The sequence below is a fragment of the Asticcacaulis sp. genome (assembly GCF_051954415.1).
In the GTDB taxonomy this organism is placed as follows: Bacteria; Pseudomonadota; Alphaproteobacteria; order Caulobacterales; family Caulobacteraceae; genus Asticcacaulis.
In genome coordinates this window covers 59,966-85,433 of the sequence record NZ_JBQCHT010000010.1, presented here as the reverse complement: position 1 = coordinate 85,433, position 25,468 = coordinate 59,966, and the positions used below count along the sequence as shown (strand labels likewise).

General features: G+C 59.4%; 31 protein-coding genes and 2 tRNA genes. 4 read left to right on the top strand and 29 right to left on the bottom strand.

Annotated features, from left to right (window positions below):
* Window positions 1-78: 78 nt before the first annotated feature.
* The 19 genes from trbE to ACTHND_RS03460 form a co-directional block, all read right to left on the bottom strand.
* Window positions 79-2,499, bottom strand: coding sequence for a conjugal transfer protein TrbE (trbE, locus tag ACTHND_RS03550; protein ID WP_440175922.1), 2,421 nt, complete (start codon window positions 2,497-2,499; stop codon window positions 79-81).
* Window positions 2,493-2,756, bottom strand: a complete 264-nt coding sequence (locus tag ACTHND_RS03545) for a VirB3 family type IV secretion system protein (RefSeq protein WP_440175921.1) — start codon at window positions 2,754-2,756, stop codon at window positions 2,493-2,495. The genes trbE and ACTHND_RS03545 overlap by 7 nt, the downstream gene beginning before the upstream one ends.
* A complete protein-coding gene (locus tag ACTHND_RS03540; RefSeq protein ID WP_440175939.1) occupies window positions 2,753-3,073 on the bottom strand; it encodes a TrbC/VirB2 family protein in 321 nt (106 codons plus the stop codon). The genes ACTHND_RS03545 and ACTHND_RS03540 overlap by 4 nt, the downstream gene beginning before the upstream one ends.
* A 26-nt stretch (window positions 3,074-3,099) precedes the next feature.
* Window positions 3,100-4,086: a P-type conjugative transfer ATPase TrbB gene (trbB, locus tag ACTHND_RS03535; protein ID WP_440175920.1), complete on the bottom strand. Its 987-nt coding sequence runs from the start codon at window positions 4,084-4,086 to the stop codon at window positions 3,100-3,102.
* A 35-nt stretch (window positions 4,087-4,121) separates the two neighbouring features.
* Window positions 4,122-4,535 carry a CopG family transcriptional regulator gene (locus ACTHND_RS03530; RefSeq protein ID WP_440175919.1) on the bottom strand — a complete coding sequence of 138 codons (414 nt, stop codon included), beginning with the start codon at window positions 4,533-4,535 and terminating at the stop codon, window positions 4,122-4,124.
* A 7-nt stretch (window positions 4,536-4,542) separates the two neighbouring features.
* Window positions 4,543-6,588, bottom strand: a complete 2,046-nt coding sequence (locus tag ACTHND_RS03525) for a conjugal transfer protein TraG (protein ID WP_440175917.1) — start codon at window positions 6,586-6,588, stop codon at window positions 4,543-4,545.
* Between the two features lie 296 nt (window positions 6,589-6,884).
* Window positions 6,885-7,361, bottom strand: coding sequence for a hypothetical protein (locus tag ACTHND_RS03520; RefSeq protein ID WP_440175916.1), 477 nt, complete (start codon window positions 7,359-7,361; stop codon window positions 6,885-6,887).
* The gene (locus tag ACTHND_RS03515; protein ID WP_440175915.1) at window positions 7,339-7,728 is read right to left on the bottom strand and encodes a type II toxin-antitoxin system RelE/ParE family toxin; all 390 of its coding nucleotides are present in this window, start codon (window positions 7,726-7,728) and stop codon (window positions 7,339-7,341) included. The genes ACTHND_RS03520 and ACTHND_RS03515 overlap by 23 nt, the downstream gene beginning before the upstream one ends.
* 57 nt (window positions 7,729-7,785) lie before the next feature.
* A complete protein-coding gene (locus tag ACTHND_RS03510; protein WP_440175914.1) occupies window positions 7,786-9,003 on the bottom strand; it encodes a tyrosine-type recombinase/integrase in 1,218 nt (405 codons plus the stop codon).
* A 162-nt stretch (window positions 9,004-9,165) separates the two neighbouring features.
* A tRNA-Phe gene (locus ACTHND_RS03505) sits at window positions 9,166-9,241 on the bottom strand.
* Between the two features lie 108 nt (window positions 9,242-9,349).
* A complete protein-coding gene (locus ACTHND_RS03500) occupies window positions 9,350-9,586 on the bottom strand; it encodes a DNA gyrase inhibitor YacG (protein WP_440175913.1) in 237 nt (78 codons plus the stop codon).
* Window positions 9,583-10,590: a ribonuclease E/G gene (locus ACTHND_RS03495; protein ID WP_440175912.1), complete on the bottom strand. Its 1,008-nt coding sequence runs from the start codon at window positions 10,588-10,590 to the stop codon at window positions 9,583-9,585. Before ACTHND_RS03495 ends, ACTHND_RS03500 begins: the two co-directional genes overlap by 4 nt.
* A complete protein-coding gene (locus ACTHND_RS03490) occupies window positions 10,587-11,165 on the bottom strand; it encodes a Maf family protein (RefSeq protein ID WP_440175910.1) in 579 nt (192 codons plus the stop codon). The genes ACTHND_RS03495 and ACTHND_RS03490 overlap by 4 nt, the downstream gene beginning before the upstream one ends.
* 12 nt (window positions 11,166-11,177) lie before the next feature.
* A complete protein-coding gene (infA, locus tag ACTHND_RS03485) occupies window positions 11,178-11,399 on the bottom strand; it encodes a translation initiation factor IF-1 (protein ID WP_023450735.1) in 222 nt (73 codons plus the stop codon).
* Between the two features lie 307 nt (window positions 11,400-11,706).
* Window positions 11,707-12,225, bottom strand: coding sequence for a porin family protein (locus tag ACTHND_RS03480; RefSeq protein WP_440175909.1), 519 nt, complete (start codon window positions 12,223-12,225; stop codon window positions 11,707-11,709).
* A 287-nt stretch (window positions 12,226-12,512) separates the two neighbouring features.
* The gene (locus tag ACTHND_RS03475; RefSeq protein WP_440175908.1) at window positions 12,513-12,971 is read right to left on the bottom strand and encodes a UPF0262 family protein; all 459 of its coding nucleotides are present in this window, start codon (window positions 12,969-12,971) and stop codon (window positions 12,513-12,515) included.
* A gap of 77 nt (window positions 12,972-13,048) precedes the next feature.
* On the bottom strand, window positions 13,049-13,504 hold the full coding sequence (locus ACTHND_RS03470; protein WP_440175907.1) for a DUF2948 family protein: 456 nt from the start codon (window positions 13,502-13,504) through the stop codon (window positions 13,049-13,051).
* The gene (gene murA, locus ACTHND_RS03465; protein ID WP_440175906.1) at window positions 13,505-14,797 is read right to left on the bottom strand and encodes a UDP-N-acetylglucosamine 1-carboxyvinyltransferase; all 1,293 of its coding nucleotides are present in this window, start codon (window positions 14,795-14,797) and stop codon (window positions 13,505-13,507) included.
* 90 nt (window positions 14,798-14,887) lie between these two features.
* The gene (locus ACTHND_RS03460) at window positions 14,888-15,058 is read right to left on the bottom strand and encodes a hypothetical protein (protein ID WP_440175905.1); all 171 of its coding nucleotides are present in this window, start codon (window positions 15,056-15,058) and stop codon (window positions 14,888-14,890) included.
* A gap of 163 nt (window positions 15,059-15,221) precedes the next feature.
* Between ACTHND_RS03460 and ACTHND_RS03455 the strand changes: the two genes are divergently transcribed.
* Window positions 15,222-15,296, top strand: a tRNA-Thr gene (locus tag ACTHND_RS03455).
* A 78-nt stretch (window positions 15,297-15,374) separates the two neighbouring features.
* Entirely contained in the window at window positions 15,375-15,668 is a 294-nt protein-coding gene (locus tag ACTHND_RS03450) for a helix-turn-helix domain-containing protein (RefSeq protein ID WP_440175904.1), read from the top strand.
* On the opposite strand, the gene ACTHND_RS03445 is transcribed toward ACTHND_RS03450, so the two are convergent.
* The 6 genes from ACTHND_RS03445 to ACTHND_RS03420 all read right to left on the bottom strand — a co-directional run bounded on the left by ACTHND_RS03445 (window position 15,669) and on the right by ACTHND_RS03420 (window position 19,668).
* Window positions 15,669-16,094 carry a hypothetical protein gene (locus ACTHND_RS03445; protein WP_440175903.1) on the bottom strand — a complete coding sequence of 142 codons (426 nt, stop codon included), beginning with the start codon at window positions 16,092-16,094 and terminating at the stop codon, window positions 15,669-15,671.
* Window position 16,095: 1 nt separating this feature from the next.
* Entirely contained in the window at window positions 16,096-16,497 is a 402-nt protein-coding gene (locus ACTHND_RS03440) for a helix-turn-helix domain-containing protein (RefSeq protein WP_440175938.1), read from the bottom strand.
* Window positions 16,487-16,999: a hypothetical protein gene (locus ACTHND_RS03435; protein ID WP_440175902.1), complete on the bottom strand. Its 513-nt coding sequence runs from the start codon at window positions 16,997-16,999 to the stop codon at window positions 16,487-16,489. The genes ACTHND_RS03440 and ACTHND_RS03435 overlap by 11 nt, the downstream gene beginning before the upstream one ends.
* A gap of 245 nt (window positions 17,000-17,244) precedes the next feature.
* Window positions 17,245-17,451, bottom strand: coding sequence for a hypothetical protein (locus ACTHND_RS03430; protein ID WP_440175901.1), 207 nt, complete (start codon window positions 17,449-17,451; stop codon window positions 17,245-17,247).
* A 4-nt stretch (window positions 17,452-17,455) separates the two neighbouring features.
* Entirely contained in the window at window positions 17,456-19,120 is a 1,665-nt protein-coding gene (locus ACTHND_RS03425; RefSeq protein ID WP_440175900.1) for a DUF2793 domain-containing protein, read from the bottom strand.
* Window positions 19,121-19,188: 68 nt separating this feature from the next.
* The gene (locus ACTHND_RS03420; RefSeq protein ID WP_440175899.1) at window positions 19,189-19,668 is read right to left on the bottom strand and encodes a DUF4112 domain-containing protein; all 480 of its coding nucleotides are present in this window, start codon (window positions 19,666-19,668) and stop codon (window positions 19,189-19,191) included.
* A gap of 209 nt (window positions 19,669-19,877) precedes the next feature.
* On the opposite strand from ACTHND_RS03420, the gene ACTHND_RS03415 reads away from it, so the two are divergent.
* On the top strand, window positions 19,878-20,798 hold the full coding sequence (locus ACTHND_RS03415) for an endonuclease/exonuclease/phosphatase family protein (protein ID WP_440175898.1): 921 nt from the start codon (window positions 19,878-19,880) through the stop codon (window positions 20,796-20,798).
* On the opposite strand, the gene ACTHND_RS03410 is transcribed toward ACTHND_RS03415, so the two are convergent.
* The 4 genes from ACTHND_RS03410 to ACTHND_RS03395 form a co-directional block, all read right to left on the bottom strand.
* The gene (locus ACTHND_RS03410; protein WP_440175897.1) at window positions 20,795-21,352 is read right to left on the bottom strand and encodes a hypothetical protein; all 558 of its coding nucleotides are present in this window, start codon (window positions 21,350-21,352) and stop codon (window positions 20,795-20,797) included. The two genes, ACTHND_RS03415 and ACTHND_RS03410, sit on opposite strands and share 4 nt — an antisense overlap.
* Before the next feature lie 119 nt (window positions 21,353-21,471).
* Window positions 21,472-22,305: a 23S rRNA (adenine(2030)-N(6))-methyltransferase RlmJ gene (gene rlmJ / locus ACTHND_RS03405; protein WP_440175896.1), complete on the bottom strand. Its 834-nt coding sequence runs from the start codon at window positions 22,303-22,305 to the stop codon at window positions 21,472-21,474.
* A complete protein-coding gene (locus ACTHND_RS03400) occupies window positions 22,302-22,652 on the bottom strand; it encodes an MmcQ/YjbR family DNA-binding protein (RefSeq protein WP_440175895.1) in 351 nt (116 codons plus the stop codon). The genes rlmJ and ACTHND_RS03400 overlap by 4 nt, the downstream gene beginning before the upstream one ends.
* A gap of 12 nt (window positions 22,653-22,664) precedes the next feature.
* Entirely contained in the window at window positions 22,665-24,335 is a 1,671-nt protein-coding gene (locus ACTHND_RS03395) for an amino acid kinase family protein (protein WP_440175894.1), read from the bottom strand.
* A 155-nt stretch (window positions 24,336-24,490) separates the two neighbouring features.
* Here ACTHND_RS03395 and ACTHND_RS03390 point away from each other — a divergent pair, with 155 nt between their 5' ends.
* Window positions 24,491-25,405, top strand: coding sequence for a DMT family transporter (locus ACTHND_RS03390; RefSeq protein WP_440175893.1), 915 nt, complete (start codon window positions 24,491-24,493; stop codon window positions 25,403-25,405).
* Window positions 25,406-25,468: the final 63 nt, after the last annotated feature.

Sequence of the window (25,468 nt, the reverse complement as noted above, 5' to 3'; positions counted from 1 at the left end):
CTGATTTTTGACAAAGGGGTAGCGAGACCTGACGAGGCAGGCCGGCAGAGGACTAAAGCGCTTGGGGCTGCGTCTGGATCAGGGAGGCGCCTTCAGCAGGTCGGCCGCCCAATTCAGGTCTCGGCTCTTCAAGAAGGCAGCGGCGAAATCCTCCTCGCTCCCCTTCTCAAGAAGTCGGTCAATCAACTGTTGATCTTCGGGCGTCGACGCCGCGCACACGGCCAACGCCAGAGTTCCGAGGTTAAGGTCGAACAGGCGGTTGCCCCGCCGCGACTGGAGGTAATATTCGCGCTTCGGAAGGGCTTGAGCGATCAGTTCTATCTGACGGTGGTTCAGCCCAATACGAAGGTAGGCGGCTTCCGACTGCGGCTCGCGTGCGCGTTCATTGGGAAGGAATATCCGTTGTGGGCAAGATTCGATCACCGCCGGTGCAATGGGGCTATCGATTACGTCGCTGAGGGATTGCGTTGCGAACAGGACGCTAACGTTCTTCTTCCGAAGGACCTTCAGCCACTCCCGAATGCGGGCGGCGAACATCGGGTTGTCCAGGAAGACCCAGGCTTCGTCGAGGATCAGCAAGGTCGGCCGACCGTCAAAGCGGGCTTCCAGCCGATGGAAGATATAGGTCAGGACCGGGGCGATGAGATTTCGTTCGCCCATAAGCTCTTCGGTCTCGAAACAATGAATGTCCGCCAGATCCAGAGCGTCTTCATCGGCATCGAGACATTGGCCGAAGGGCCCTTCCAGGGTGAAAGGCTGAAATGCCGTCTTCAATGGCTTCGAGGACAGGAGCGCCGTCAGCCCCGTCAAAGTCCGTTGGCGCTCCGGCGCGGTGGCCAGGCTATTCAGGGCGCTCCAAAGCTCGACCTTTATTTCTGGTGTCACAGCGACCCCTTCGCCCTCCAATAAGAGCTGAAGCCATTCCGAGGACCAGGTTCGTTCAGCCGGATCATCGATGTGTCGCAGAGGCTGGAAGCTGAGGTCGGCCGTCCGCCCGACGGTGTGATGGCGACCTTTCACTGCCAAGGTCATTGCCCGCGCCGAGCCGCCCTTGTCAAACAAGAAGACCTGGGCGTTTGAATATCTCATGAAGGACAATGCGATGAAGCTCAGCAGGACTGACTTCCCCGCGCCGGTCGGCCCCAGGATCATCATATGGCCGACGTCGCCCACGTGGGTCGACAGGCGGAAAGGCGTCGCCCCTGAACTCAGGGCATATAGCAGAGGGGGGCCGTCCAAATGCGTGTTTCTCGGCTCCCCGGCCCAAACCGCGGATAGCGGCATGAGATGGGCCAGATTTAGTGTGTGGACCAAGGGTTGCCGAACATTGGCATAGAGATGGCCCGGCAGGCTGCTGAGCCAGGCTTCCACGGCATTCAGGGTTTCCCGCACCGTCGTAAAGCCCAGGCCGTTGATCACCTGTTCAACGCGGCGGATTTGCTCATCTGCCGCCTGTGCGTCGGGCGCCAACAAGGTTACCGTCATCGTCAGGTAACCGAAGCCGACTTCGTCACCGCCCAGTGTCTGTAGTGCCAGATCGGCGTCCGCGACCTTATTGTCCGCGTCCGTATCGGTGAGTTGGGTCGGTTGGGAATACATGACTTCCCGAAGCAACGCCGTCACGGATTTGCGCTTGTTGAACCATTGTCGACGCGCTCGGGTGAGCGTCTTCGTCGCCAGTTCCTTGTCGAGACAGATGAAACGCGTCACCCAACGATAGCCGATATCGAGGTGATTGAGCGCATCTAAAAGCCCCGGGCGGGTAACGCCTGGCATCCCCAGGACGGTCAAGGTTCGTAGGTGGCGCTCTCCCAAGCGTGGGGCCATCCCCCCAAACAACGGCGTGTCCACCAGACAAGCGTCCAAATAGACAGGCATTTCAGGTACGCGCACTCGATGGGGGTTTTCTGAAATGGCGCCGTGCAGATAGGTCAGGCTCTCTTCGTCATCTAGCGCTTCCACGAATGGCATAAAGGTCGACAGCAGATCGATCGCAGAATTAGTTCTTGTGACGAAGGTTTCGAGTTCCCGATTCCAATCCCGCTCACTTCTCTGGCCCAGGTCCTCGGGTGCCTCCATAAACGCGCGGCCGGCGCTTGCGACAACATCCGGCGCGGGCATGTAGACCAGTGTCAGGAAGTACCGGGTTTCAAAGTGGCCGGACGCTTGACCATCGAATAAGGCGCGCCGCTCTTCGTCCACCAGAGCGGCCACGCCAGTGGCATCGCCTGTCGCAGGATATTCCAGTGCGGGCGACCGGCGTGCCTCGAAAAAGAGCCCCCAGCCTGAACCGAAGCGGCGCAACACATTGTTCACGCGTGCCGAGATGCTGACCAGTTCAGCGAGTGTCGAGCTCTCCAAATCGGGGCCCTGATATCTCAGGGTTCGTTGGAAACTGCCGTCCTTATTCAGGACGACGCCAGGCGCAACGAGTAGCGCCCAGGGGAGATGATCGGCCAGCCTATCCGCTGTGTTTTTGTACTGTCGCAGGTTTAGCATGTGTAGAAGGCCTTTTGCCTGAGGTGACGAAGCAGGATGGGAACGAAATCGGGGTCGTAGCGGGCGGCACAAACGGCCAGGGTGTGCCCGACCAGCCAAAGGCACAGGCCGGGCAGCCACATCTGCAGACCGAGTCCTAAGGCTGCGGCCACGGTTCCGTTGGCAATTGCCAGGGTTCGGGGCGCGCCACCTAACAGAATGGGCTGGGTCAGTGATCGGTACAGGGGGACTTCAAACCCCTCGACGGGTCCGCTCATCCGAGCAACGCCCCCCCGCCGAAGCTGAAGAAGGTAAGAAAGAAGCTCGATGCGGCGAAGGCGATCGATAGGCCGAAGACGATCTGAATGAGTTTGCGGAAACCGCCGCTGGTCTCCCCGAAGGCCAGGGTTAGTCCGGTCACGATGATGACGATGACCGCGACAATTTTGGCGACAGGCCCCTGGATGCTGTCCAGAATGGATTGCAAGGGGGCCTCCCATGGCATACCCGTACCCGTAGCCAAGGCGGCCGTGGCCAAGCCGAGGCTCAGCGTGGGAATGATAAGCGGCAGCAGGCGGGTCAGCCGCGAACGCATTTGGATAGCCGGCAATGAAATCATGATCAGTCTCCTTTGTTGTGGGTGGAAGGACAGGTGGTGATGGACATGCCGGCCGCAGATGAAGACAGCAGATAGTCGCCTTCGTTCGTGAGCCCTTCGACCCGTGCGATGTCTGCCAGGTGGCGACGAACGCCGGTCAAGGGATTCGCGCCGGCCATAAAGACAATGAGGTCCATGGCATCGGCGATCAGAGCACGGGGAATCTGGGGCACCGCTTCCTGGATCAATTGCTCCAGACGATAGAGCCCGCCGCGGGCCGAACTGGCATGTAGGGTTGCCAGACCACCGGGGTGACCGGTGTTCCAGGCTTTCAGGAGGTCGAGTGCCTCTCCCCCTCTTACTTCGCCCACAATTATCCGGTCGGGTCGCAATCTCAGGGTTGAACGCACGAGATCTGTCATGGTGACATATCCAGGCCGGGTGCGCAGACTGACCACGTCTTCGGCCGCACAGCGCAGTTCTCGAGTGTCCTCGATGAGGATGACGCGCTCTGACAGCTCGGCGACTTCTGCTAAAAGGGCGTTCATCAGGGTGGTCTTGCCGGAACTGGTTCCGCCCACGACCAATATATTGTTCCGATCCACGACCGCTCGGCGCAGGATGGCGGCCTGGGCGTCAGACATCACGCCGGCAGATATGTAGTCCGCGAGCGTGAACAGCTTTCCAGCCGGCTTTCGGATTGAGAAGCAGGGCGCGGAGACGACTGGCGGCAGCAGGCCTTCGAACCGTTCGCCGCCGGTGCCGTCCGGGTCACGTGGCAATTCCGCACTGACGATCGGACTGTCAGAGTTGACCTCAACTCGTACGTGGCTGGCGACCAGGCGAATGACCCGTTCGGCATCGGCCGGGACGAGGGAGCTTCCCGTATCTTGGCGCCCTTCGCCAGCAATATCCAGACGCACGGCACCATCCGGATTGACCATGAGTTCCAGCACGTCGGATCTATTTAACGCCGCCAGTAGCTGGTCGCCCATGGCTGTCTTGAGCATTGTCCGTAAGCGCTGACACGACAGTGGGTGTTGGCTCATGTCCGCTCCCCCCCGCTGATCTGTGGATTGAGGGTGGCCACGCCTGAGGACAGATGGCGCCCGACCTGCGTCACGAATGTCTCGTAGCGTTCGCGGGCAATTGCCCGCGTGGCTGCGTCCGGTTCGGGCAGGTGAGCGTCTCGCAGAAGTGTCAGCCGGACGAACAAGGCCAGGCTTTCTAATTGAATGGCCTGATCCCTTTCGATCCGGTTCAGTTGTGCCGACAGCCGGTTCAGCCGTTGACCGAAATGATCATCGAGTTCGTTGGTTCCTCGACGATTGAGCCATGACCGGACAGCATCTTGGAGAACAGCGGACTTGCTCATCCCTGGCTTGGCCGCCAGGGCTTCGAGACGTGTGCTCAAGGGTGGGTCAAGGAACAGTTGGTAGCGAGTCTTTTGATTGGCCATATGTCCCTCACAGATCCGCAAAAAGGTCAGGCGTCTGACCAGGCCTTGCATGGCCGGCCGCTTCGACACGCAGGAGGTTGGCCCGATTGGCGGCGCTGACACCGCGCAGGCGGTCCATGGCCCGCTTGTCTGTCGCGGCCTCGTTGTCGTCCTCCGGCGTGGGGGCGGTCGCCTCCCTCGACGGCATTGACGCCCTTGCCTCACTCGGCAGCGAGGGATGACGCACATGCCCCAAACCTTCCGAAGTCTTGTCGTCGTCCGATGCCAAGGCGGAGGCCAAGCGCTGGTCCGCGCCGCGGATATGGCCTTCCCAATCGTTGTCGCGGGCCGGCGGGCAGTCGGCGAACCCTGTGTCCAGCAAGGCCGGGGGCGGCAGGCGACGATTGATGAAGTTGCGGTCCTGGAAGTAGCGCAGTTTTTTCGCGCGGATTGGCGGCAGGCCGGAAACGAGAACCAGTTCATCAGCCGCCGGCAATTGCATGACCTCGCCTGGCGTCAGAAGTGGCCGCGCCGTTTCCTGGCGGGACACCATCACATGGGAGAGCCAGGGCGCCAGCCGGTGGCCGGCATAGTTGCGCTGCGCGCGTTGCTCAGTGGCGGTGCCCAAGGCGTCAGAAATCCGCTTTGCCGTCCGCTCATCGTTCGAAGAGAAGGCAATCCGCACATGGCAGTTGTCGAGAATCGAATTGTTTTCGCCGTAGGCTTTGGCGATTTGGTTGAGGCTTTGGGCGATGAGGTAGGCTCGGATGCCGTATCCCGCCATGAAAGCCAGTGCCGTCTCGAAGAAGTCCAGCCGCCCGAGTGCCGGAAACTCGTCGAGCATCATGAGGAGCTGATGACGGCTGCTCTTACCTGCCTCCCCTTCCAGACGTTCGGTCAACCGACGACCGATCTGGTTTAGGATCAAGCGTACAAGTGGTTTTGTGCGGGAAATATCCGAGGGCGGAATGACGAGGTAGAGCGAGACCGGGTGCTCGGTATTGACCAAGTCAGCGATGCGCCAGTCGCAGGTGGCGGTCGTCGCAGAGACGACTGGATCGCTATACAGGCTCAGAAACGACATGGCGGTGGACAGCACGCCGGAGCGCTCGTTCGGCGCCTTGTTGAGTAGCTCCCGTGCAGACATGGCGACGACGGGGTGGACCACCGGCACGGCTTCAGTCCCCAGGTGGTTGGTAGACAACATCCGGTGGAGTGTGTCGACGATGGACCGTTGTGGATCGGACAGCAGGGTGGCGACGCGAGCCAGACTTTTTTCCTCCTCCGCGTAGAGAACGTGCAGGATCGCGCCGACAAGCAGGCTGTGGCTGGTCTTTTCCCAGTGATTGCGATGTTCGAGCGCGCCATCCGGATCGACGAGAATGTCCGCGATGTTTTGGACGTCTCGGACTTCGTAAGGGCCTTTGCGGACTTCAAGCAGAGGGTTGAAGCGTGCGCACCTGACATCAGTCGGATTGAACAGGACGCAGTGTGAAAAGCGCGAACGCCAGCCGGCCGTCAACTCCCAGTTTTCCCCCTTGATGTCATGGATAATGACGGAGCCGGTCCATGACAGAAGGGTCGGAATGACCAGCCCTACGCCCTTGCCCGACCGAGTGGGTGCAAATGCCATGACATGTTCGGGTCCATCATGGCGAAGATACTGATCCCGCAACTTGCCGAGAAAGACCCCGGTATCACCAAGCAATCCAGCCGTCTTGATTTCCGGCAGGCGAGCCCATCGCGCCGAGCCATAGGTCGTCACGAACTTGGCCTGCCTCGCGCGTAACAGAGAGCCAATAAATGCTGTGCCACATCCGACCAGGCCCGAAGTCGTCGCAAGCCAGCCGCACCGATGAAATACCTCGGGTGCATAGGCCTCGTACGAGAACCACCAGGGGAAGAGCTGCCAGGGCCGGTAGATTGGCCAAGCGCCCATCGTAAACCAGGGCGCACCCAGTTGCGCCTGAAACCCGAGCTGAACTGCGGCCCATTGCGTCGCGGACCACATTCCCAGGACGATCAATCCGATGACGAGAGCAATCTGTCCGATTAGGAATTTGGTGGGCGTCATGTCGTCTACTCGCAAAGCGCGGCCCGGTGCCGCCCGTGCGAGTAGAATCAGCGATGATCAGCCAATCTCATATAACGGTTGTGTACGGTCTTACCACATCCTGTCACATAGTTTGTGTTCGTAGGGTTTGCATACTCGAATTCTGACCAAGTTATTCTGCAATGCGCCCGTTGCGGTCGTTGGCAGTGCGCACAACTACCACGCCCGAAAGCGGTCATTAAGATTTCGATTTTCTCAAACCTAGCGGATCATGGAATGGGGCAACGTCGAACAGCCTCTTCATCCAGAAAAAAATTTTAGGCCTGAGGATGAACGTCAATATCTTTGAGCCATTCGTTTAACAGATGACGCGACTTGCCATTGCTGTCCCGTCGCCTAATCGAACTCAATAATTGTGGTGACATTTTAAAAACAGGTTGTAACTGATTGTATCGATCACATTCGCGATAATAGGCTCGCCTCTTTGCAGCCGCCCCAATTTCGAACCAGAAAACCCACCAGGTAATTTGACGCTTAGTGTCCGAGGTAGCTCTCTCGTGGAAACCATCAATTTCCAGATAACCTCTTCGTTCCTCTTCGTCCTTCTGCGTCAGAACTGATAGCCTGAAAGACACGCAGTCTTCAGCCGGCGCGAAACTTGCTGGCTTCGCAAGGCATGCTTCATCGAATTGGCGCATGGTGGTTTTGTCGATCGTCCCGACGCGTTCCATCCCAGAAACAGCACTATGAATCGCTTCAAACGCGTCGCTTTTAAATTTCCGAGGCGCAGTCATTGCAAATCTCCATCAACTCCCCACCGGCCACTTCAAGGTCGATTTCTGCCGTACTCTTGCCGGCGTAGATGCCTGCCAACTTCCTGAAGGCGTCCAACTCTTCGTCGTCAATATTGGCTCTATCTTTCTTCGCAAAAAGGAAAGCGTAAACCCAATAGTTCCCGCCGCGCGCCAGAATGATGCTTCGGTGCCTATTCTTATTGAGGCGTTTTTTGAAAACGCCACCCCCAAGATTGTCACCAAGGCCTGCCATAACGTCGGCAATGCCGGCGCATAACTCAGTATCCTTAATAAGAGCCTTTCTCGCAGCTCTGGAAAACCAGGCTGTTTTGAATACTCTCGCGCCGTCAACAACAGGCTTTTCCATATATAGCACCCAGTGCTAGAGATTTCAACTTTGGTGTGTTAAGTCACGCGGTAAGTGTCAGGCTCGCACCTTCAGTGGTTTGACGTTCCCGCCCTTGATCTGATCGAGATAGTCGGACCACCACTGCGCCATGCGCACCCGCTCCTCCCAGTACTGGCCGCGGTTATAAGCCGAGCGGGTTTTGCTCTTATCGACTCGGTGAGCGAGCGCGACCTCGATTGCATCGGGCTGCCAGAGGCCGGATTCATTGAGGAGCGTACTGGCCGTGCTCCGAAATCCATGTCCCGTCATTTCATCGCCAGTGAAACCCAGGCGCCGGAGGGACACATTGACGGCGTTCTCGGACATGGGCCGCTGCCATGACCGAATATTCGGGAAGAGGTATTGGTGGTCGCCGGTAATTGGACGGAGATCCCGAAGCAGATTCACACTCTGCCTCGACAATGGCACCCAATGCTCCCTACGCATTTTCGTCTTCGGCGTTGGGATGCGCCAACAGGCCTCTTCCAGGTCGAACTCGGACCATTCCGCCAGCCGCAGTTCCGCAGGGCGCACGAAGACGTGCGGAGAGAGTTGCAAGGCTGCTGCCAAGGGCTTGAACCCTTCGAACGCGTCAATCGCCCTCAGAAGGCCTCCCAGGCGGCCTGGATCGACAATCGCGGCGTGGTTGGTCACCTTTACCACTCGAAGGGCCCCACCGAGCACCGCCGTAGGGTCGGACTGCGCGCGGGTGGTCCAGATGGCATACTTGAATACCCGGCTGGCGAAGGACCGCAGCCGATGGGCCGTCTCGATATTGCCGCGCCGCTCAACGGCCCTCAATACACTTAGGACCTCAAACGGCTCAATATCAGCAATCGGGCGATTTCCCAGCTTGGGTTCGAGTTGCTTCAGAAGCCAGTAGGTTTTGACTTCGGTTGCCGGCGCCATGCCGTCGGCCTTGGCCTTCTCGATATATTCCTCCGCCACAAGCTTGAAGGTATTAGCGGCGTGCATAGCTGCAGCGATCGCATGGCGCTTCTTCTCAGCGCCAGGGTCAATCCCCTGCTCCAACTGCGTCCTCGCCTCATTGCGGCGCTCCCTGGCCTCCTTCAGACTTGTCGCGGGATAGGTCCCCAGAGCCAGGTTTCCCTCCTTGCCCTGAAACCGATACCGAAATCGCCACAGAACAGACCCCGATGGCTTGACGATGACGAAGAGGCCTTCGTTATCGTAGAGCTTGTAGTCCTTCGTCTGGCCCTTGGCGGACCTGAGTTTCGCGTCGGAAAGTGACATGTTTGGGGTCTCGATTTTGGGGTCTGGTGAGGAGACCCGAATGAGACCCAAAATTCGCCCGGATGCAGGCGGATTTTGGCGGACGATAACGGACCTCGATGGCCCTAAATTACCATATTATAAGGGATTTTTCAAATTTCCGGACGTCTGCGGAAGGTATGATGGTGCCTGGAGCCGGAATCGAACCAGCGACACGCGGATTTTCAATCCGCTGCTCTACCAACTGAGCTATCCAGGCCCTCAAAGCCAGCATCGGAATAGTCACGACGCCTCGGGCGGAGGCAGGTCTATAGGGGAGCTACACCCCCTTGTCCAGACGAAAAAGACAAGGATTTCCGAAAAACTGTCAGTCTTCCACATCATCCTGTGATGAGGTCGCCGAAGTCAGTCCGGCATCGCTGTCTTCCTCGCTGACAGACAGGCTGCCGCCACCATCGATGACATAATCCCCCTTCAGCCAGTGGACCAGGTCGACATCGGCGCAGCGTTTGGAACAGAACGGGGCGAAGCTTTTCGCGGCATTGGCCACGCCTTCCAACGCCTCACCATAGGGCTTCTGGCAGCGGGTACATTTGCGGATCATGTGACGATAACCTCAGGTCTGGTGGCCGCTTCCAGGCGGATGATCGCTGACAGCGGATCATGCGACGCCGCCAGCAGCGGACGGATAATATCTAATGTACCCGGCGGCGCGCGCAAGGTCAGCAAGCGCCCCGGTTCGCTTTCGGCGCGCTTGACGGCTTCGCGCAGCAACAGGTGCGCCGCCCGGACAGACGTGCGAGCCGTATCCATCAGTGGCGTGGCGCCCCACGGGCGGACGAATTCCAGCGTGCCGAACTTGCCGACCGGACCGACAATAAGCTGCTCCGCCTCCGGGCCGAAGCCAGCCAGCAACAGTTGGCGCAGGCGATCCGCATCATGGCGCTTGCCGATCAGGTCCATGACCACCAGTCCGGCCAGTCCGGACAGCCGCAGCCGCCGGCCGATATCGGAGACGGCGCGCTCATTGCACGCTTTAGCGAAGGATTTGGGCGTCAGCACACCCTCGCCACCGGCAGAATCGACATCGCAGGCGATCAGGGCACGCGTGCGTTCTATGCTGAGATAGCCGCCTTGCGACAGTGGCCCCGACGGGTTGAGCGCGCCGTCTTCGGCAGCATCCAACGCATCAAAATCAACGATTGATTCAATGACATCGCCAAAAGCGGCAGCCTTGGCCAGCAGACGATCCTTCAGGGATTGAACCGGCGTTATCCGGCGCGGCTCGCCTTGCGCGGCACCGATCAACCGGGCGCGCGCCCGTTTCTCCTGACGCGCCTCGGCGATGATCTCAATTTCCAGCGCCGCGCCTTCCACCAGTTTGGCAAAGACCTCCTGCGGCACGTCAAGCACCGCTTCGCTGCCATCGGCCAGCAAGAGGAAGGCCAGGCCACCGGTCTTGTTTTTCAGGCGGGCCACTGAGCAGACATTAACCATAATCAATGATTGATCATGCTCATAGCCCTCGGCGTAAAGATGCGGCTTACCATCGATATAGACGGCACCACGCGCCAGTCCGAACCGGCTTTCATAATGGAGGGTGATCACGGCCTGTAACCCGCGCCATCGAGCAGGCATTTTGTTTCGTAGAGCGGCAATCCCATGACGCCGGTATAGCTGCCGACGAGTTGGGTCACATAACTGCCGGCGAGGCCCTGGATAGCGTAGCCGCCAGCCTTGCCGATGCCTTCGCCGCAAGCCAGATAGGCGGTAATATCACTGTCAGTCAGGCGCTTGAAGGTCAGGCGGGTCTCGACCAGGCGCGACGACAGTTTACCGGCCGGGCTGACCACGGCCACGCCGGTGTAGACGCGATGGCCGCGCCCGGAGAGCAATTTGAGGCAGGCCGCCACATCGGCTTCGGCATTGGGCTTGTCGAGTACCCGGCGACCAAGGCAGACCACTGTATCGGCGGCCAGAACAAAGCCGGGTGTTACCGCCGCCACAGCCTGCGCCTTGGACACGGCCAGACGCAGCGCCAGTTGCGCCGGGGTTTCATCTTTCAAAGGGGATTCGTCAAGATCGGCCGCTGCGGTATGATCAGGCACAAGCCCGATCTGAGCCAGGAGATCGCGGCGGCGCGGACTGGCGCTGGCCAAAATCAGGTTCGCGCGCTCAGCCATCAGGCGCTTAACTTACTTGAAGCGGTAGGTGATACGACCCTTGGTCAGGTCATAGGGCGTCATTTCGACCAGGATACGGTCGCCAGCCAGCACACGGATGCGGTTCTTGCGCATCTTGCCCGCGGTGTGGGCGATGATTTCGTGGCCGCTTTCTTCCAGCTTGACGCGGAAAGTGGCGTTCGGCAGCAGTTCAACGACCGTGCCCGGAAATTCCAACAGTTCTTCTTTTGCCATACGGCCCCTCTGGATGCGGACGGAATCCGCACCGGGACTCACATCGCTCAAAATATCAGATTGCGCCCTTTATACCCAAAGGCCGCAAGTGGAAAGCCCAAAAAGGAAAACGCGCCGGCCCAGCGCCTTCAGGCGCTTGCCCGGCTTTAGTTAGCCTCAATCGCCGGCAGCCACATCCGTGGCCTTGGCTACGCGCCAAACGTGGCGCGGGCGCTCAATGCGCCAGTTTAGGTATTGCGCGATTAAAAAAAAGTGCGCCGGACAAGGCCCGACGCACTTTTGAAGTGAAGAGGTTCCGGAGGGGGAATTAGAACTTCTTCACGAGGCTGAGGGTAGCCGTGTCGGCATTACCCTTGTCACCGGTAAAATCCGAACGGGTATAGTCGGCGCGGACCGCATAGCTCGGATTGATGTGATACTGGCCGCCGATGCCGTAATCGAGCGCGGTGCCCTGTTCCATCTTGCCGGCAACGGCCGGGGCCTTCAGATCCGTGTCGGAGACGCCGACGCGGCCGATCAGGTCGAAGCTGGGCGATACCGGCAGATAGCCGACGCCATAGACAGCGGCCTTGTTGGTCAGCTTGTAATTGCCGCCGACGCCATTGTCGTCATTGGTGCCGAAAGCGGCTTCGCCTTCAACGCCGAAATGCGGGGTGATCTTGGTACCGACGCGGGCATTGACGCTGCCCAGCTTGGAGTCGGTCTTGTCATTGTCGGTCTGCTGGTAGCCGAGCGAACCATAGACATGGCCCACATCCTGGGCGCTGGCAGCCGAACCGATAGCAAGGGTAGCCACGGCAGCCGTGGCGATCAAAAGGGTCTTCATAGCATGTGCTCCATATTGAACTGGTCACGCACCGGGCAGAGTGCGGGCCGGACGATCCTGTTGTCGTCTGCGTTCAATATGGCGATGCCGACGGGCCTTCGTGGGGCGATTGCGGGGTCTTTTTGAGGTCTTTGCGGCCAAATAAGACCTTATGGTCACCCTTCCGCCCCGATTAAGGCGAACGGCGTGATATATGGCCGCTTTTGGCCGGATTCACGCCCTGTTGCTGAACGAAGATGAATAAAATAAATGTAATAAAATCATAAAGATAGGAAAAATTTGCCGACTCAGATCCGCACCAGTGCATTGACCAGCGTAAAGAGGCGGCGCGCCGTTTCATGATCGATGGCCACCTTGCCCCTGAGGCGCTCGGCCAGCAGTTCGGCGCCTTCGTTATGGACGCCGCGGCGGCCCATGTCGATCGACTCGATCTGCGCCGGCGTGGCGTTCTTGAGCGCTTCGTAATAGCTTTCACAGATCATGCGGTAGTCACGCAGCATGGTCTTGAAAGGCGCCAGCGACAGCATGATCTTGCGGGCGAAGTCCGGCCCGGTGATATCGAAAACCAGCCGGTTGTCTTCCAGAGCCAGCCGCAGGTCAAAAGGCCCTTGCCCTTCCGCCGCCCCTTCGGGCACGAAGCTGTTCTTCTCGATCAGGTCGAACATGGCGACCTTGCGCTCGTGCTCCACCTGGTCGGAAGGTGCGCTCAAGGAGGCTTCATCAATGTCGATTCGGGCGATACGCATGGCAATTGTCTCACTTTCGGTCCCAAAGCAGGATGAGCATGATTGCCCCTGATTTGGCAAGATCAAGTCCCGATGCGTCAGAAATGCTCCGGCGTACTGCGGGCGCGGCGCGGGGCCGCCAGGTCGAACAGAAGCACGTCGATGCACTCGGCTTCAATGCGGATGTCCCGATGGCTCGCGCCGGCGAAACGCAGGGTCAGGGCCACAGCGGGCGCTTCCAGGGGTTCGACCGCGATATCGAGCAGGCTCAGCGGCAGGTTCGCCTGTTTGATATCAAGCCCGCGCATTTTAACCGCCGTCACGCCCGAAATCCGCAAGACGCTCGGCGCGCGCAGCGGGACGCCCTTTCCGGCCTCATGGCAGAAACGGTTCATGCGCAGGGTGAAGTGACGGCCGGCCGGATCATAGCTGAGATCGCCGGCGCGCAGGGCGGCATCCTGCACCAGGGCCGAAATGGCCGGCAGGTCGTCGGTTTCCTGCGCCATCAGGCGCAAGGGCTTTGCCGGCGCCTTTCCTAGCCCGAAAAGCCCCATCTATTCGTCTTCCATGACCGGCGTGTCGCCCTTGATGCGGCGAATCTTCGCGCCGCAGGCCGACAGCTTGCCTTCGAGATTTTCAAAGCCACGATCGAGGTGATAGACGCGATTGACGATCGTTTCACCGCGCGCCGCCAGTCCGGCGATCACCAGACAGGCCGAGGCGCGCAGGTCGGTGGCCATGACCTGGGCGCCGCGCAGTTCGGCCACACCATGCACGCGCGCCTCGCTGCCGGTGACACGGATATCGGCACCAAGGCGCCCCAGTTCCGGCACATGCATGAAGCGGTTCTCGAAGATGGTCTCCTTGATCACGCTCTCGCCCGTGGCCAGGGTCATCAGGGCCATGAACTGCGCCTGGAGATCGGTGGCGAAACCGGGATAGACATCTGTGGTCACGTCAACCGGCCTGATGGCACCGGAGCGCTTGATGGTCACGGTATCGAAGCCGCGATGGACCTCGCAGCCGGCCTCGACCAGCTTGTCGAGCAGAATGGAGATGAGTTCGGGGCGCACCTTGGTCAGGCGGACCTCGCCGCCGGCCATGGCGCCGGCCACGGCATAGGTGCCGGCTTCGATACGATCGCAGATCACCGACCAGTCCGTGCCGTGCAGGCTGGTGACGCCTTCCACGACGATGGTGGTGGTGCCGTGGCCGGAGACCTTGGCGCCCATGGCGTTCAGGCATTCCGCCAGGTCGGAGATTTCCGGTTCACAGGCGGCGTTTTTCAGCACCGTGGTGCCGTGGGCCAGCACGGCGGCCATCAGGGCGTGCTCGGTGGCACCGACCGAGACGAACGGGAACTCGATCTCGGCGCCCTTCAGGCCGCGCGGCGCCTGGGCAAAGACATAGCCTTCGTGCATGTCGATATGGGCGCCCAGGGCTTCGAGTGCCTTCAAATGCAGGTCAACCGGGCGGGCGCCGATGGTGCAGCCGCCGGGTAAGCTAACCTTGGCGTGGCCGGTGCGGGCGATCAAAGGCCCCAGCACATTGAAAGAGGCACGCATCTGGCGCACCAGGTCATAGGGCGCGAAGGCCGAGGTGATTTCCGGCGTGTGCAGCAGGGTTTCCTGGCCGTCCGCGCCATCCGATTCGGTGATCTGGGTGCCGAAGCGCGTCAGCAGTCGCCCCAGCAGGCGGGTATCAGCCAGGCGCGGCATATTGGTCAGGCGCACCGGTTCGGAGGTCAGCAGGGACGCGGCCATCAGCTTGATGGCGGAATTCTTTGCGCCCGAAACGGGAATGTCTCCGAAAAGAGGGGTGCCCCCCTCGATAGCAATGCGATCCATGAACCGGCCTGTAACTCGAACCTTGGCGCCAAAGCGGCGAATACGCGGTTCTACATGACATTAAGCCGTGCGCAATACATGCTTGCGCTTTTAGGACTCGTTTTGCTTCCCTTTTTCGTTATCGGCGGCGGGTTGCTCGTCAGGGGCGGCAGAAGCGGCCTTGCGGCGGCGCAGATTGTCGCGCAGGGCCGCCTGCAGGCGCGCGGCGCGCATCTCTGCCTGGGTCAGCTTGCGTTTCGGAACTTTGGGCGTTTCAGACATAAAAAAAGCCGCTCGGTTTGGGACGAGAGGCTCAGGGCTTAAGAAATCCGGGGATTAATTGCAAGCGGGATGATTTTTCGCGCCGGCCAGCGCATTTTTCGCTTTGTCTTTTCAGAAACTTTGGCTATAGCCCCCGCCTCGGGTGACGTTTGCGTCCCCGTCCGCCGCGTTAGCTCAGTGGTAGAGCGCATCCTTGGTAAGGCTGAGGTCGAGAGTTCGAGTCTCTCACGTGGCACCACGGGGCCCCTTGTTTATAAAGACTTGGGGCCCCACCATCATCCTTCTGTAACAGCTAAGTAACCAGAACGGGCCGTGAATGTACCAGAAGAACTGGTACAGAATCCGTACAGGCTGTTATCAGATCGTTTCGCGCCAAATAAAAAAACCCACCGTTTCCAGCAGGGCTTTCTTTCACTTCACAACCGTTACGGCCGGGGGCGGCGCATCCGCCCGCGCAGCCCTGAATATGTCCCAGGTCGCCTTCGCTGCGGCGATCGGCGTCACCAATGTCGCCGTGGCCCAATGGGAGACCGACAAGCGAACGTCGCCGGGGTATCTGAGACTGGCCGTCGCGGCGCTCATTGCCGGGCTGGAGCCGTGGGGGACCTAATCAAGTGTGAACGTTCAATATGCCTGAAACGTAGTCGCCAAAACTAGTCTCAACTATCACCTTAAATAAGCCCGGAATCAGAACAAAGTTACCAATCGTCAATTCAGCTTTAATTCCGACCAGCCCATTACTACCCATTTCAGAAGCTGCCTGATCGATGACACTTTTGGCAATGACATTTCTGCCAAGCTCCTTCCCATCAGGCAACAAAATTACGATCGCCAAACGATCAGGCACAGAGTTCATATCGAAGTTAATACGCGTGTACACACAAATTTTTGGCAGCGCGGGCTGATGGCCAGTAGGCGGCGCCACCGAAGGCACCTCGACCGTAAGATTGTCTGACATTAATCCGACGATTGTCTCACCGCCGTTGAATTCCTTGCGAACGTCCTCGCAGAAAAATGAAATTGCTGAAAGTGGCATTTTAGGAGGACCGAACCGTTATTTTTGAATTAGTCGGCGCCTCATTCCAGCTAAGACCATTGGATACGGCTCCCAAAGTAACTGGAGCAATCCTCATCTGAGCTGTAGGTGATGTAACCGGTGTCGAGGTGACCGCAATATTTGAGCCCTGACTATCCGAGGGCTTCTTAAGAGTAAAATCAATCTCACGATTCATCGCCCAGGCCAGCTCAGCCACTCGGCCAAGTGTAATATCTCTAGAACTGTTGAACTCACGGTTCACGACCGATCTATGGATGCCTAGTTTTCGGGCAAGCTCCGCCTGCGTGAGACTGTTCTGGTCAGTCTCTTCTGCCAAAGCCCTTCGTAAACTGCGTCGCACCTTCCCGATAAACCTACCAGCGGCACGACGGCTAGGAGTCATAGTAATTTGTAACGACGTCATATGGATTCCTGCTTACCAAAAATTTGGGGTCATCTAAATCAAGCGCGTCTCTATCCCGCTGCAATTGATCCGCATAAGGCCCGTAGAGGTTTAATTTCTTGATTTTATTGGCATCATCTAAGTCTGAGATAATGAAAACATCCCGTTTATAGAACCAGCCGAAAATTCTGACGTCACCCGTTTTGAATTCCCAAACTCCCTCAACCGCGACTTCCATATAGTGAAAATCACCGCCGTTCCCCCTTCCTGTATCATGAGCCAAATCTTCTCCAGAACAAAATGCATAAAGCAATTCATCCACTTGTTGACTAGCCGAAACCTTCGGCCTCCACTTTGAAACGATCCTCGGCAACCGGTCACGAAATTGATCTTTCGCCCTTGGCATCGCATAAACATAAGCCTGTTCTTGAACGCTTGGTTCAAGTTGCGGATCAATTTTGTATAATTGGCTCCGCTGAACCAAGATGGGTATTGTTGCCATTTATATCAACAGTAATGAGAGTCAATCGTCAATCAATTATAAATTGCAGCAGATAAAAATTATCTCAAGAGAATTCGCGCAATCCGTTTATACGCCTCCCCCTCCCTTCGTCACCAGCAGGAACACCACCCCGATCAGGCTTACGACTGAGGCCAACCAGCGTGACGATGACACCGAAAGCGACCTTAACATCCGATCACAGATCTTGAAGATGTCATTTTCCTGCTTTTCGGTGCCCCTACCTGTTACCCTTCATGCTTTTGATCGACAAACCGTCCGATCAGGCCGGCCACGGCCACCAGCACCGTGATCTTAGCCATGCCCTGCGCCGGAATCAGCGCCTTCAGTTCGTCCGGCACCTGCAGCCAGATCGTGGGGATGGCCACCACCGCGCCAAGCGCCCAGGTGGAATAGGCTTTCAAGGCTTCGCGCCAGTTATCGATGAGTTTCATATGTTTAGCTCCTGTAGGGGTATTTGAACATGGAAACGGAGGTCATGGCGCGGTTGCCGGTGCCGCTGATACCGACCGCACTGAACAGGCCCAGTTCAGTGGACCAGCAGACTCCGCGCCAGCTATTATCAGCGGCGCTGGTGCGCAGGGTCCAGGTGACGCCATCGGACGAGGTCATGACCCGGTTGCCCGTGCCGCTGCCGCCAACAGCGCAAAAGAGCCCCAGTTCCGATGACCAGCACAGCCCGCGCCAATCGTTATCCGCCGCACTCGTGCGTGTGGTCCAGGTAACACCGTCAGGGGAGGTCATGATGCGGTTGCCTGTGCCGGAATTGGCCAGGGCACAAAATAAACCCAGCTCCGGCGACCAGCACACCGACAGCCAGTTATTATCTGCCGCGCTGGCGCGCGTCGTCCAGCTTATGCCGTCAGGAGACGTCATGACCCGGTTGCCCGTGCCGGTAAGGGCTACCGCGCAGAATAGTCCCAGGTCCGCGGCCCAGCAGACGCTGTACCAACTGTTATCGGCCGCACTGGTGCGGACCGTCCAGGTCGTGCCATTGGGCGAGGTCATGACGCGGTTGCCCGTGCCGGTGATCGCCACGGCGCAGAACAGGCCCAGTTCCGGCGACCAGCACACCGAGCACCAGTCGTTATCGGCGGCACTGGTCCGCGCCGTCCAGGCAATGCCGTCCGGCGAGGTCATGACCCGGTTGCCGGTGCCTGAATTGGCCACCGCACAAAACAGGCCCAGTTCAGGCGACCAGCACACGGAAATCCAGTTGTTGTCGGCGGCACTCGTGCGCGCCGTCCAGGTGATGCCGTCCGGCGAGGTCATGACCCGGTTGCCGGTACCCGTAATCGCCACGGCGCAGAACAGGCCCAGCTCCGATGCCCAGCAGATGCTGTACCAACTGTTGTCGGCGGCGCTGGTGCTGGCCAGCCAGGCGGCGCCAGCGACATAGTTGCGCTGGGGGACGGGTGGCGTCTTGTAAGCGGCCTTACCGAAACGCACCCGGCCGCTGAAGCGATTCACCGTCAGGGCCGCGCGCCAGGAACTGCCATCCGGCGAGACCTTCACCCCGAAATTGTTGTCACCCAGCAAGCCCAGAACGGCGCGTGTGCTGTACGCTTTTTGCAGGAGGAGTTGCGCGCTGTTGCCGTCGGCCTCCTTGTTGATCGTCAGCGAAATATCGCCGCTGCCGCCTTCGGCCACCGTCTTGCCGCTGAGCAGCGCCGCCGGGCCTTTCATGGCCAGCACATTATAGGCATCGGCGGTCGTGCCCACGCCTAAGCGGTTTAGGTTGGACAGCGCCTTGATCGCGTCCTCGAACGCCGTCCAGCCGGTGGCCGTGCGCAGCAGAAAAACGCTCTCTGACCGGATGTAGACGATCGCGCCTTCGGGAAAGGTCACCGTTTCCCAGACGCCCCCTTCAGCGCGAACGAACGTGCCCGCCGCCAGTGTGCCCCACACAGCCCCCGTGGGACTGGCCGGCAGGATGTAGCTGTCGCCGTCGGCAGGGCTGGCCGGCTGCGCGCTGGTGGTTCGGCTGATTGCCTGCGCCTGGACGAGGCTTTCCAGCCGCATCAGGCCGGCGTTCATGACAATGCGCTTCTGGCTGTGATCGCCGATCAGCGGCAGTTGGAGTCGGGGTGTCGTATCGCTCACGTCTCACCTTTGCTTCAGGAATGGACAGGTGTCTGAAGGATGAGGGGGTAACGATCAGCGGGGATTATTTATCCGAGGTAGACAAGCCGTTTCTTGCCTTTCATGGCGCGCATCTCGCCGACATTATCCTGATGGCTGCCATCCCGGTGGGCCTGAGAGGCGCTGCCCGCGATATAGAGCGTCTTATCGATATCCTTCTGGATCATGTGGGCGGCATAAAGGTGCCCCTGGAAGAAGGTATCGAGGATACTGCCGGCGGGGATTACCGGAATAATGCCGTCAAACACGCTGATGCCGCTATCCATGGCCAGAACGATAAAGGCGGCGACCAAGGTCACCGGATCGCAGCGCGCGCGCAGCCCCTGAAGGAGAATAAACCCGCCGGCCAGCACCGAATAGACGGGCGCCACGCCGGGAAACCACGCCAAAATACCGTCCAGGCCGATAATATTGATAGGCCCTATGCCGATGATGCGATCAGACAGGCGCTTGACCGTATCCACCGAGTCATAGATGCGGCGCACCTCGTCATGTGTTTTTGCGAACATGAGCACTTTCCCAAAAGTGTCCGCACTATTTGGATTAAAAAGTGCGTACAAACGAAAAGGCCGGAGCCTTTTTCAGATTATTTAACTGGGAAAAGGCTCTGGCCCTTGCCCCCCAATGGATCGACACATATAGACGCTACAGACTGGCACTATTAACCAGTAGCGGGGCGGACACCGCTTTTGTCAATACCGATTGGACTCAGATGCGCGTGATCACTGTCCTCAGAACAAGCTGGTCAAGTCTGTGCATCGGCGCATCCGCCCTGTCGCTGGCGGGCGGGCTGATCTGCCTCAAGACCTTTCATTATCCCCCGCTCTATCTCATCGATATCTTTACCCTGCCCTTTCTGACGCTGACGGTGGGGCTGACCGTGGCCTTCTGGCTGGTCCGGGAAAAAGCCGCCTGGCGGCTCGGCGCAGTCGCCAGTGGCGTCTGGCTGCTGGCCCTGGCACCGCAAGCCTTCGTGACGCAAGCTCCGGCGCAAGCCACAGTGCCGGCTGTGCGGCTGATGTTCGCCAACCTGTATATCCACAACAAGACGCCCGAGCGCCTGCTGGACTGGGTCAACGAAGAGAAACCGGATATCATCGCCACGGTTGAAAACCTGACCGATCCCAAATACACGCCGATGGTCGACAGCCGCTATCCGTACCATTACAAATACCACGATACGGTCGTCTATTCGCGCTATCCGATCCTGGCGAGCCATCGCGGCGATACGGAATACAGCTTCGACATGCTCGATATCCGCACGCCCCAGGGCCTGATGCACCTCGCGGTCGTGCATCTTTGCCAGCCGAAGATCGAGACCCATGACTGCCAGTCGTCGCAAATGACGCGTTTGCGGGCGGACATAACGGCGGACCAGCGCCCGAATACCGTTATGGTCGGGGACTTCAACTCTGACCTAAGCGCCTATCTGTTGCAGGATTTCGCGCACGACATGGGCTTCAGGCCGATGGCGGCGCCAGTTGGCACATGGCCATCAGTACTGCCGGGCGTATTGCGCATCGGCATCGACAATGCCTTCGCCGGCAGGAATTTCAGCCTGTCACGCCGCAAGGTCGGGCCGGATAACGGATCGGACCACCGACCGATCGTGGTCGATATCCGGCCAACCCTGAATTAAGACTTCTTTGTCGGCTTTTTGACGGCCGAGACGGCCTTGGCGATCGGCTTGGGTTCGACCTTGGCGGCCGCCTTGAGCACGGCCGGCGCTTCCAGCACCGCTTCGCTCACCGCCACCGGGGCTTCGATCACCGGATCAAAGACGATTTCGGGCTCAGGGGCAATCTCAGTGACCGTATCCGCTACCTTTTCAATCGTCTCTGCCGCGGCCTTAACGGTGGTTTTCGCCATATCCGCCGCCTCGTCAGCCATGGCGGTGACCTCTTTTTCCGCCGCCTTGGCCACGGGTTCCGCAGCGGCCGTGGCCCCGCCCCACACGCCGAAGCCTGGCCATTTCCCGGCAAGGTCGGTCATTTGCGGCATGTCCTTCAGCAAACCTTCGCCCTTGCTGAGGCTTTGGGTCATCGCCCAGGCGCCCAGGCCGAAGCTGGAGGCGGCCCAGAAGGGCACCCACATCGGTGACAGGGCGCCGACCCAGAAATTCACCATTTTTTCGGAGGCCGCCTTGACCTCTTCAGGGGTGGCGGGAAATTTCGGCGTCGGGTAATCGGTCATGCTCAACATCTCGGCCTCTGGGTTATGGGGAATATTGCGGCGCAACATAGCATAGGGGGCATAAATCGCCAATACGGCGAGCGATCACAAAAAGATTGGCGATCACAAAAGTTTGGCGATCACAAAATCCGTATGCGCGCCTGACCGTCCGCCTCACCAAAGGTCGCCACCACGTCTTCGCAGATCGCCGTCAATAACGGTGCGAAGTCCTCCGGTGCATTGACCGTCACCAGGGCGCAGCCGTTCATCTTCATCGGGTTCCACAACGGGCGCAGGCGCAGTTCGGCCACCGCCATCGGCGCCATTTCGCCGATTTCGCGTTCCATATGACGCAGCCACGAATCGAAGGTTTCCAGGTCCTTGAGCGGCAGCCAGATCAGGAAGCGCGCATCCGCCCGCAAGGTCAGCACATTGCGCACCGTCCCGGTGATGCGTTTGTAATCGTCCGGTTTCTCGAAGGGAGGATCGATCAGATACAGCAGATCCTCATCGCCTTCTGTCGTCTGCAGGGCCACCTTGAAGCCGTCGGCCTTGATGGCCTGGCCACGCGGTTCGATGCGGTCATGCAGAAGGCGGTAATCGTCGTCTCGCAGTTCACAGCCGACATACTGGTCGCCGGCGCGCTGATGATCGAGAATCAGCACCGGCGAACCGGGATAGATGCCGATCTGTCCCTTGAATCCCGCCTTGGCATTCTTGGCCCGGACATAATCGGCCAGCGGCTTCAGGCTTTCCGGTACATCACGCCCCATCAGGTATTTAATACCGGCTTCGGCTTCCTTCGAGCGGGCAAAATCGGGATTGGACAGGTCATAATGGCCGGCGCCGGCATGGGTATCGACCACCAGCAGCGGCTTTTCGTTGTTCCGCAACAGACGCAGCAAGGTCAACATAGCGGCGTGCTTGGCGAGATCGGCGAAATTTCCGGCGTGGAAGCCGTGTCTGTAGTTCATAAAAATCTCAGTTCGCGCTTCGTCTTTTTTGGCAGGGCCGCGGCGATCAGATCATAAGACCCGCGCACATGATCCATCAGGTCATCGTCCGCAATGCCACGGGCCTGAATCCACTTCATGCCGCGCGAAGCCAGATAGGGCGCCGGCCGGCAGCCTTCGGCATCGCTCAGTAGCTCGTAGCCGATTGGCGTCACCTTGAAACTGACCGACAGCCCGACATCTTCCAGGAACCCGGCAATGGCAAACACCTTGCCGCCCACCTTCCAGACATCCGCCCCGCCCCACTGCACCACATGGGTGGATTGGGGCAAGGTGGCGCAGAAGGCGTTGAAGGCTTCAGGGGTCACTGCATTATTCCACTATTTCAGGGGCATCTCGCGGGCGATTTGCAGGGTATCGGCCAGCAGCGATTCCGAGGTTGGCCAGGCGCCGGCGCCCTTGCCGGTGACGTACCAGGTCTCACCGTTATCAAGCTCAATAATGGCGCGGTTCTGCTCGCCGCGCGCGCCGACGAGATAGTGGTCGGCATCCAGCACTTCCAGCTTCATCGAACCTTCCAGGCCATTCGCCGTCGGATAGGCGCGCGCCACATAGCGCAGGCCCTTGCCTTTCGGAATGACCAGCGACTCCTCGGTGATCTGGCCGACCTCGATATGTTTCGGCGTCTGGCCGGGAAAGGCGATTTCGCGCAGCAGTTTCAGCTTGGCGCCGACATCGGTGCCGTCGAGATCGGCAGTCGAGTCCGGTTCGGCGAACCCGAGACGACGGGCCTCATCCATGGCGGCATCGAAGGTCTTGCCCGATTCCACCTGGTCGATGACGAAATTGGAGGTGCCGTTGAGCACGCCCGCCAGCGACTTGACCTTGTGGCCCGCCGCTGCGGCGCGCTTCAGCGCCTCGATGATCGGGGCGCCGCCACCGACCGAGGCTGAATAGGTCAGCATGGCGCCGGAAGCCTTGGCGGCGGCGCGCAACTTGTCGGCCGAAGCCGCCACAGCCTGCTTGTTGGCGCTGGTGACCGAAACACCGGCCTTCAGGAAGCCTTCCAGCAGTTCGGCCGAAGGCGATACCCCGGTGCCGATATCGACGAACACATCGACATCATTGCGCACGAACGACCGGGCATCCGAGGTGAATTTCGCCGCCAGCGGATGATCGCGGCGCTTCGAGGCATCGCGAACCAGGATGCGATCGACCTCGATCATTTCGGGCCATTCCAGGCAACGCTCCAGGAACTTGGAACCAACCCCGCCGGCGCCCATCACGGCAATACGGATCGGGCGCTTCAGGGTCTGGGTCTTGCGATAGACGGTTTCGGTGCCGAGCGTCGTTTCATAGCCCTTGGCCAGGCCGGCCACCTGTACGGTCAGGTTATTATCGGCGGCGAAGCGCATGGCCTTGCCCTGCACGACCGGGAAGGCGATCTTCAGCGCCTCGTCCCAGTTCAGCGATTCATATGGTTTGGCGGAATCACCGACATTGGCCGGATCGGCATCGTAGACCGCATCGACATCCTTGATCAGGCGGGCGGTGACACCCAGCGACTTGGCGATGAAAACAGCCGTCAAGTCCGAACCGCCACGACCGAGCAGCACCGGCTCACCAGCGGCGTTTTCCGCCACATAGCCGGGCACGACCACCAGGTCGACCTTAGCCAAGTCGGCGGTCAGCACTTCGGACTTGATAGAGACCGGATTGGCGTTCAGGTGTTCGCCATCGGCCACCAGCCCGATCTCGTTGGCCGAACGGAACTGCGTCACGATGCCGGACCGCTCGCAGGCCATGGCCAGAAGCGTGGCGGCCCGCATTTCACCGGTCGCCACCAGGTGCGGCGTGGCCGAGGATACGGAGGCCTGCGTGTAGCTGCCCGCCAGGCGCAGAAGCTGGTCGGTCTGGCCCTTGAAGGCCGAAACCACGGCGATCACCTTGTGGGCGTCGCGGACATAGCGGTAAATCTCGGAGACCGCGCGTTGCAGCGCGCTTTCGCTCGTCAGCACAGACCCACCGAACTTAACGACCAGGACAGACATAATTCACCCGTTTCAGACCAATTTGCACGGTCGCTATAAGACTTTGACGCCGGAGCCAAGAAAAAACGTGTTTGGCGTTAAGATTCTTAGTGTTGGTTTCGGACGCAACCGTAACCGGGCTTGAACAATGGACGGCAATACGGCAAAGCAGCCCCATGCACAGCCGCGCCGTTCTTTTCCGGGCTTATGGCCTTCTCATCCTGACCAGCCTGATCTGGGCCGGCAACAGCGTGGCGGGCAAGATCGCCGCCGGCCATATCGACCCGATCCTGCTGACCACCCTGCGCTGGTCGATCGCCGCCCTCGTCATCACGATCCTGTCCGTCAAACATCTGAAAGCCGACTGGCCGGCGATCAAACGCCACTGGCCGCTTTTGTTCGGCTATGGCGCCAGCGGATTTGCCCTGTTCAATATCCTCCTCTATTCGGCCCTCACCCAGACGGCGGCGGTCAATGTCATGATCGAACAGGCCGGGATTCCGCTGATCATCTTTCTCGGCAATTTCCTGCTGTTCCGCATTAGGGCGACAGCGGCGCAACTCACCGGTTTTGTCATGACCTTCGCTGGCGTGCTGATCACCGCCAGCCACGGCGATATCCACCAGCTTCTGCACCTCAAGCTCAATATCGGCGACATGATGATGCTGGGCGCCATACTCGTCTATGGCGGCTATACGATCAGTCTGAAATGGAAGCCGATGATCCACTGGCAGAGCCTTTTGGCCATTCCCTGCATCGGCGGCGCCCTGACCTGCGTGCCCTTCATCATCTGGCGCGCGTTTACGCATCCCTTCGCGGCACCGGACGCCACCGGCTGGGGCGTCGTCGCCTATGCCGCGCTGTTCGTCGCACTGCTCGCCTCGGCCACCTATATCGCCGGCATCGAACTGATCGGCCCCAACCGCGCCGGCCTGTTCATCAACCTGCTGCCGATCTTCGGCGTCTTCCTGGCTGTGCTGATCCTGCGCGAACCGCTGCATGGCTTCCATCTGGTGGCGTTGGCCCTGGTCTGCGGGGGGATCGTCCTCTCCGAATGGCGCCGATTCAGGCCGGCTAAGCCCGCGGCATAGAAGATAAATGGCACCAAAATGTCTTGGTGAGACTCTGCTCACAAAAACCTATTACCATACGAC

Coding starts and splice junctions, on each gene's coding strand:
- trbE (WP_440175922.1), bottom strand. CDS start 2,499: ATGCTAAACCTGCGACAGTACAAAAACACAGCGGATAGGCTGGCCGAT.
- ACTHND_RS03545 (WP_440175921.1), bottom strand. CDS start 2,756: ATGAGCGGACCCGTCGAGGGGTTTGAAGTCCCCCTGTACCGATCACTG.
- ACTHND_RS03540 (WP_440175939.1), bottom strand. CDS start 3,073: ATGCGTTCGCGGCTGACCCGCCTGCTGCCGCTTATCATTCCCACGCTG.
- trbB (WP_440175920.1), bottom strand. CDS start 4,086: ATGCTCAAGACAGCCATGGGCGACCAGCTACTGGCGGCGTTAAATAGA.
- ACTHND_RS03530 (WP_440175919.1), bottom strand. CDS start 4,535: ATGGCCAATCAAAAGACTCGCTACCAACTGTTCCTTGACCCACCCTTG.
- ACTHND_RS03525 (WP_440175917.1), bottom strand. CDS start 6,588: ATGACGCCCACCAAATTCCTAATCGGACAGATTGCTCTCGTCATCGGA.
- ACTHND_RS03520 (WP_440175916.1), bottom strand. CDS start 7,361: ATGACTGCGCCTCGGAAATTTAAAAGCGACGCGTTTGAAGCGATTCAT.
- ACTHND_RS03515 (WP_440175915.1), bottom strand. CDS start 7,728: ATGGAAAAGCCTGTTGTTGACGGCGCGAGAGTATTCAAAACAGCCTGG.
- ACTHND_RS03510 (WP_440175914.1), bottom strand. CDS start 9,003: ATGTCACTTTCCGACGCGAAACTCAGGTCCGCCAAGGGCCAGACGAAG.
- ACTHND_RS03500 (WP_440175913.1), bottom strand. CDS start 9,586: ATGATCCGCAAATGTACCCGCTGCCAGAAGCCCTATGGTGAGGCGTTG.
- ACTHND_RS03490 (WP_440175910.1), bottom strand. CDS start 11,165: ATGGCTGAGCGCGCGAACCTGATTTTGGCCAGCGCCAGTCCGCGCCGC.
- infA (WP_023450735.1), bottom strand. CDS start 11,399: ATGGCAAAAGAAGAACTGTTGGAATTTCCGGGCACGGTCGTTGAACTG.
- ACTHND_RS03480 (WP_440175909.1), bottom strand. CDS start 12,225: ATGAAGACCCTTTTGATCGCCACGGCTGCCGTGGCTACCCTTGCTATC.
- ACTHND_RS03475 (WP_440175908.1), bottom strand. CDS start 12,971: ATGCGTATCGCCCGAATCGACATTGATGAAGCCTCCTTGAGCGCACCT.
- ACTHND_RS03470 (WP_440175907.1), bottom strand. CDS start 13,504: ATGGGGCTTTTCGGGCTAGGAAAGGCGCCGGCAAAGCCCTTGCGCCTG.
- murA (WP_440175906.1), bottom strand. CDS start 14,797: ATGGATCGCATTGCTATCGAGGGGGGCACCCCTCTTTTCGGAGACATT.
- ACTHND_RS03460 (WP_440175905.1), bottom strand. CDS start 15,058: ATGTCTGAAACGCCCAAAGTTCCGAAACGCAAGCTGACCCAGGCAGAG.
- ACTHND_RS03450 (WP_440175904.1), top strand. CDS start 15,375: ATGTACCAGAAGAACTGGTACAGAATCCGTACAGGCTGTTATCAGATC.
- ACTHND_RS03445 (WP_440175903.1), bottom strand. CDS start 16,094: ATGCCACTTTCAGCAATTTCATTTTTCTGCGAGGACGTTCGCAAGGAA.
- ACTHND_RS03440 (WP_440175938.1), bottom strand. CDS start 16,497: ATGACTCCTAGCCGTCGTGCCGCTGGTAGGTTTATCGGGAAGGTGCGA.
- ACTHND_RS03435 (WP_440175902.1), bottom strand. CDS start 16,999: ATGGCAACAATACCCATCTTGGTTCAGCGGAGCCAATTATACAAAATT.
- ACTHND_RS03430 (WP_440175901.1), bottom strand. CDS start 17,451: ATGAAACTCATCGATAACTGGCGCGAAGCCTTGAAAGCCTATTCCACC.
- ACTHND_RS03420 (WP_440175899.1), bottom strand. CDS start 19,668: ATGTTCGCAAAAACACATGACGAGGTGCGCCGCATCTATGACTCGGTG.
- ACTHND_RS03410 (WP_440175897.1), bottom strand. CDS start 21,352: ATGACCGATTACCCGACGCCGAAATTTCCCGCCACCCCTGAAGAGGTC.
- rlmJ (WP_440175896.1), bottom strand. CDS start 22,305: ATGAACTACAGACACGGCTTCCACGCCGGAAATTTCGCCGATCTCGCC.
- ACTHND_RS03395 (WP_440175894.1), bottom strand. CDS start 24,335: ATGTCTGTCCTGGTCGTTAAGTTCGGTGGGTCTGTGCTGACGAGCGAA.
- ACTHND_RS03390 (WP_440175893.1), top strand. CDS start 24,491: ATGCACAGCCGCGCCGTTCTTTTCCGGGCTTATGGCCTTCTCATCCTG.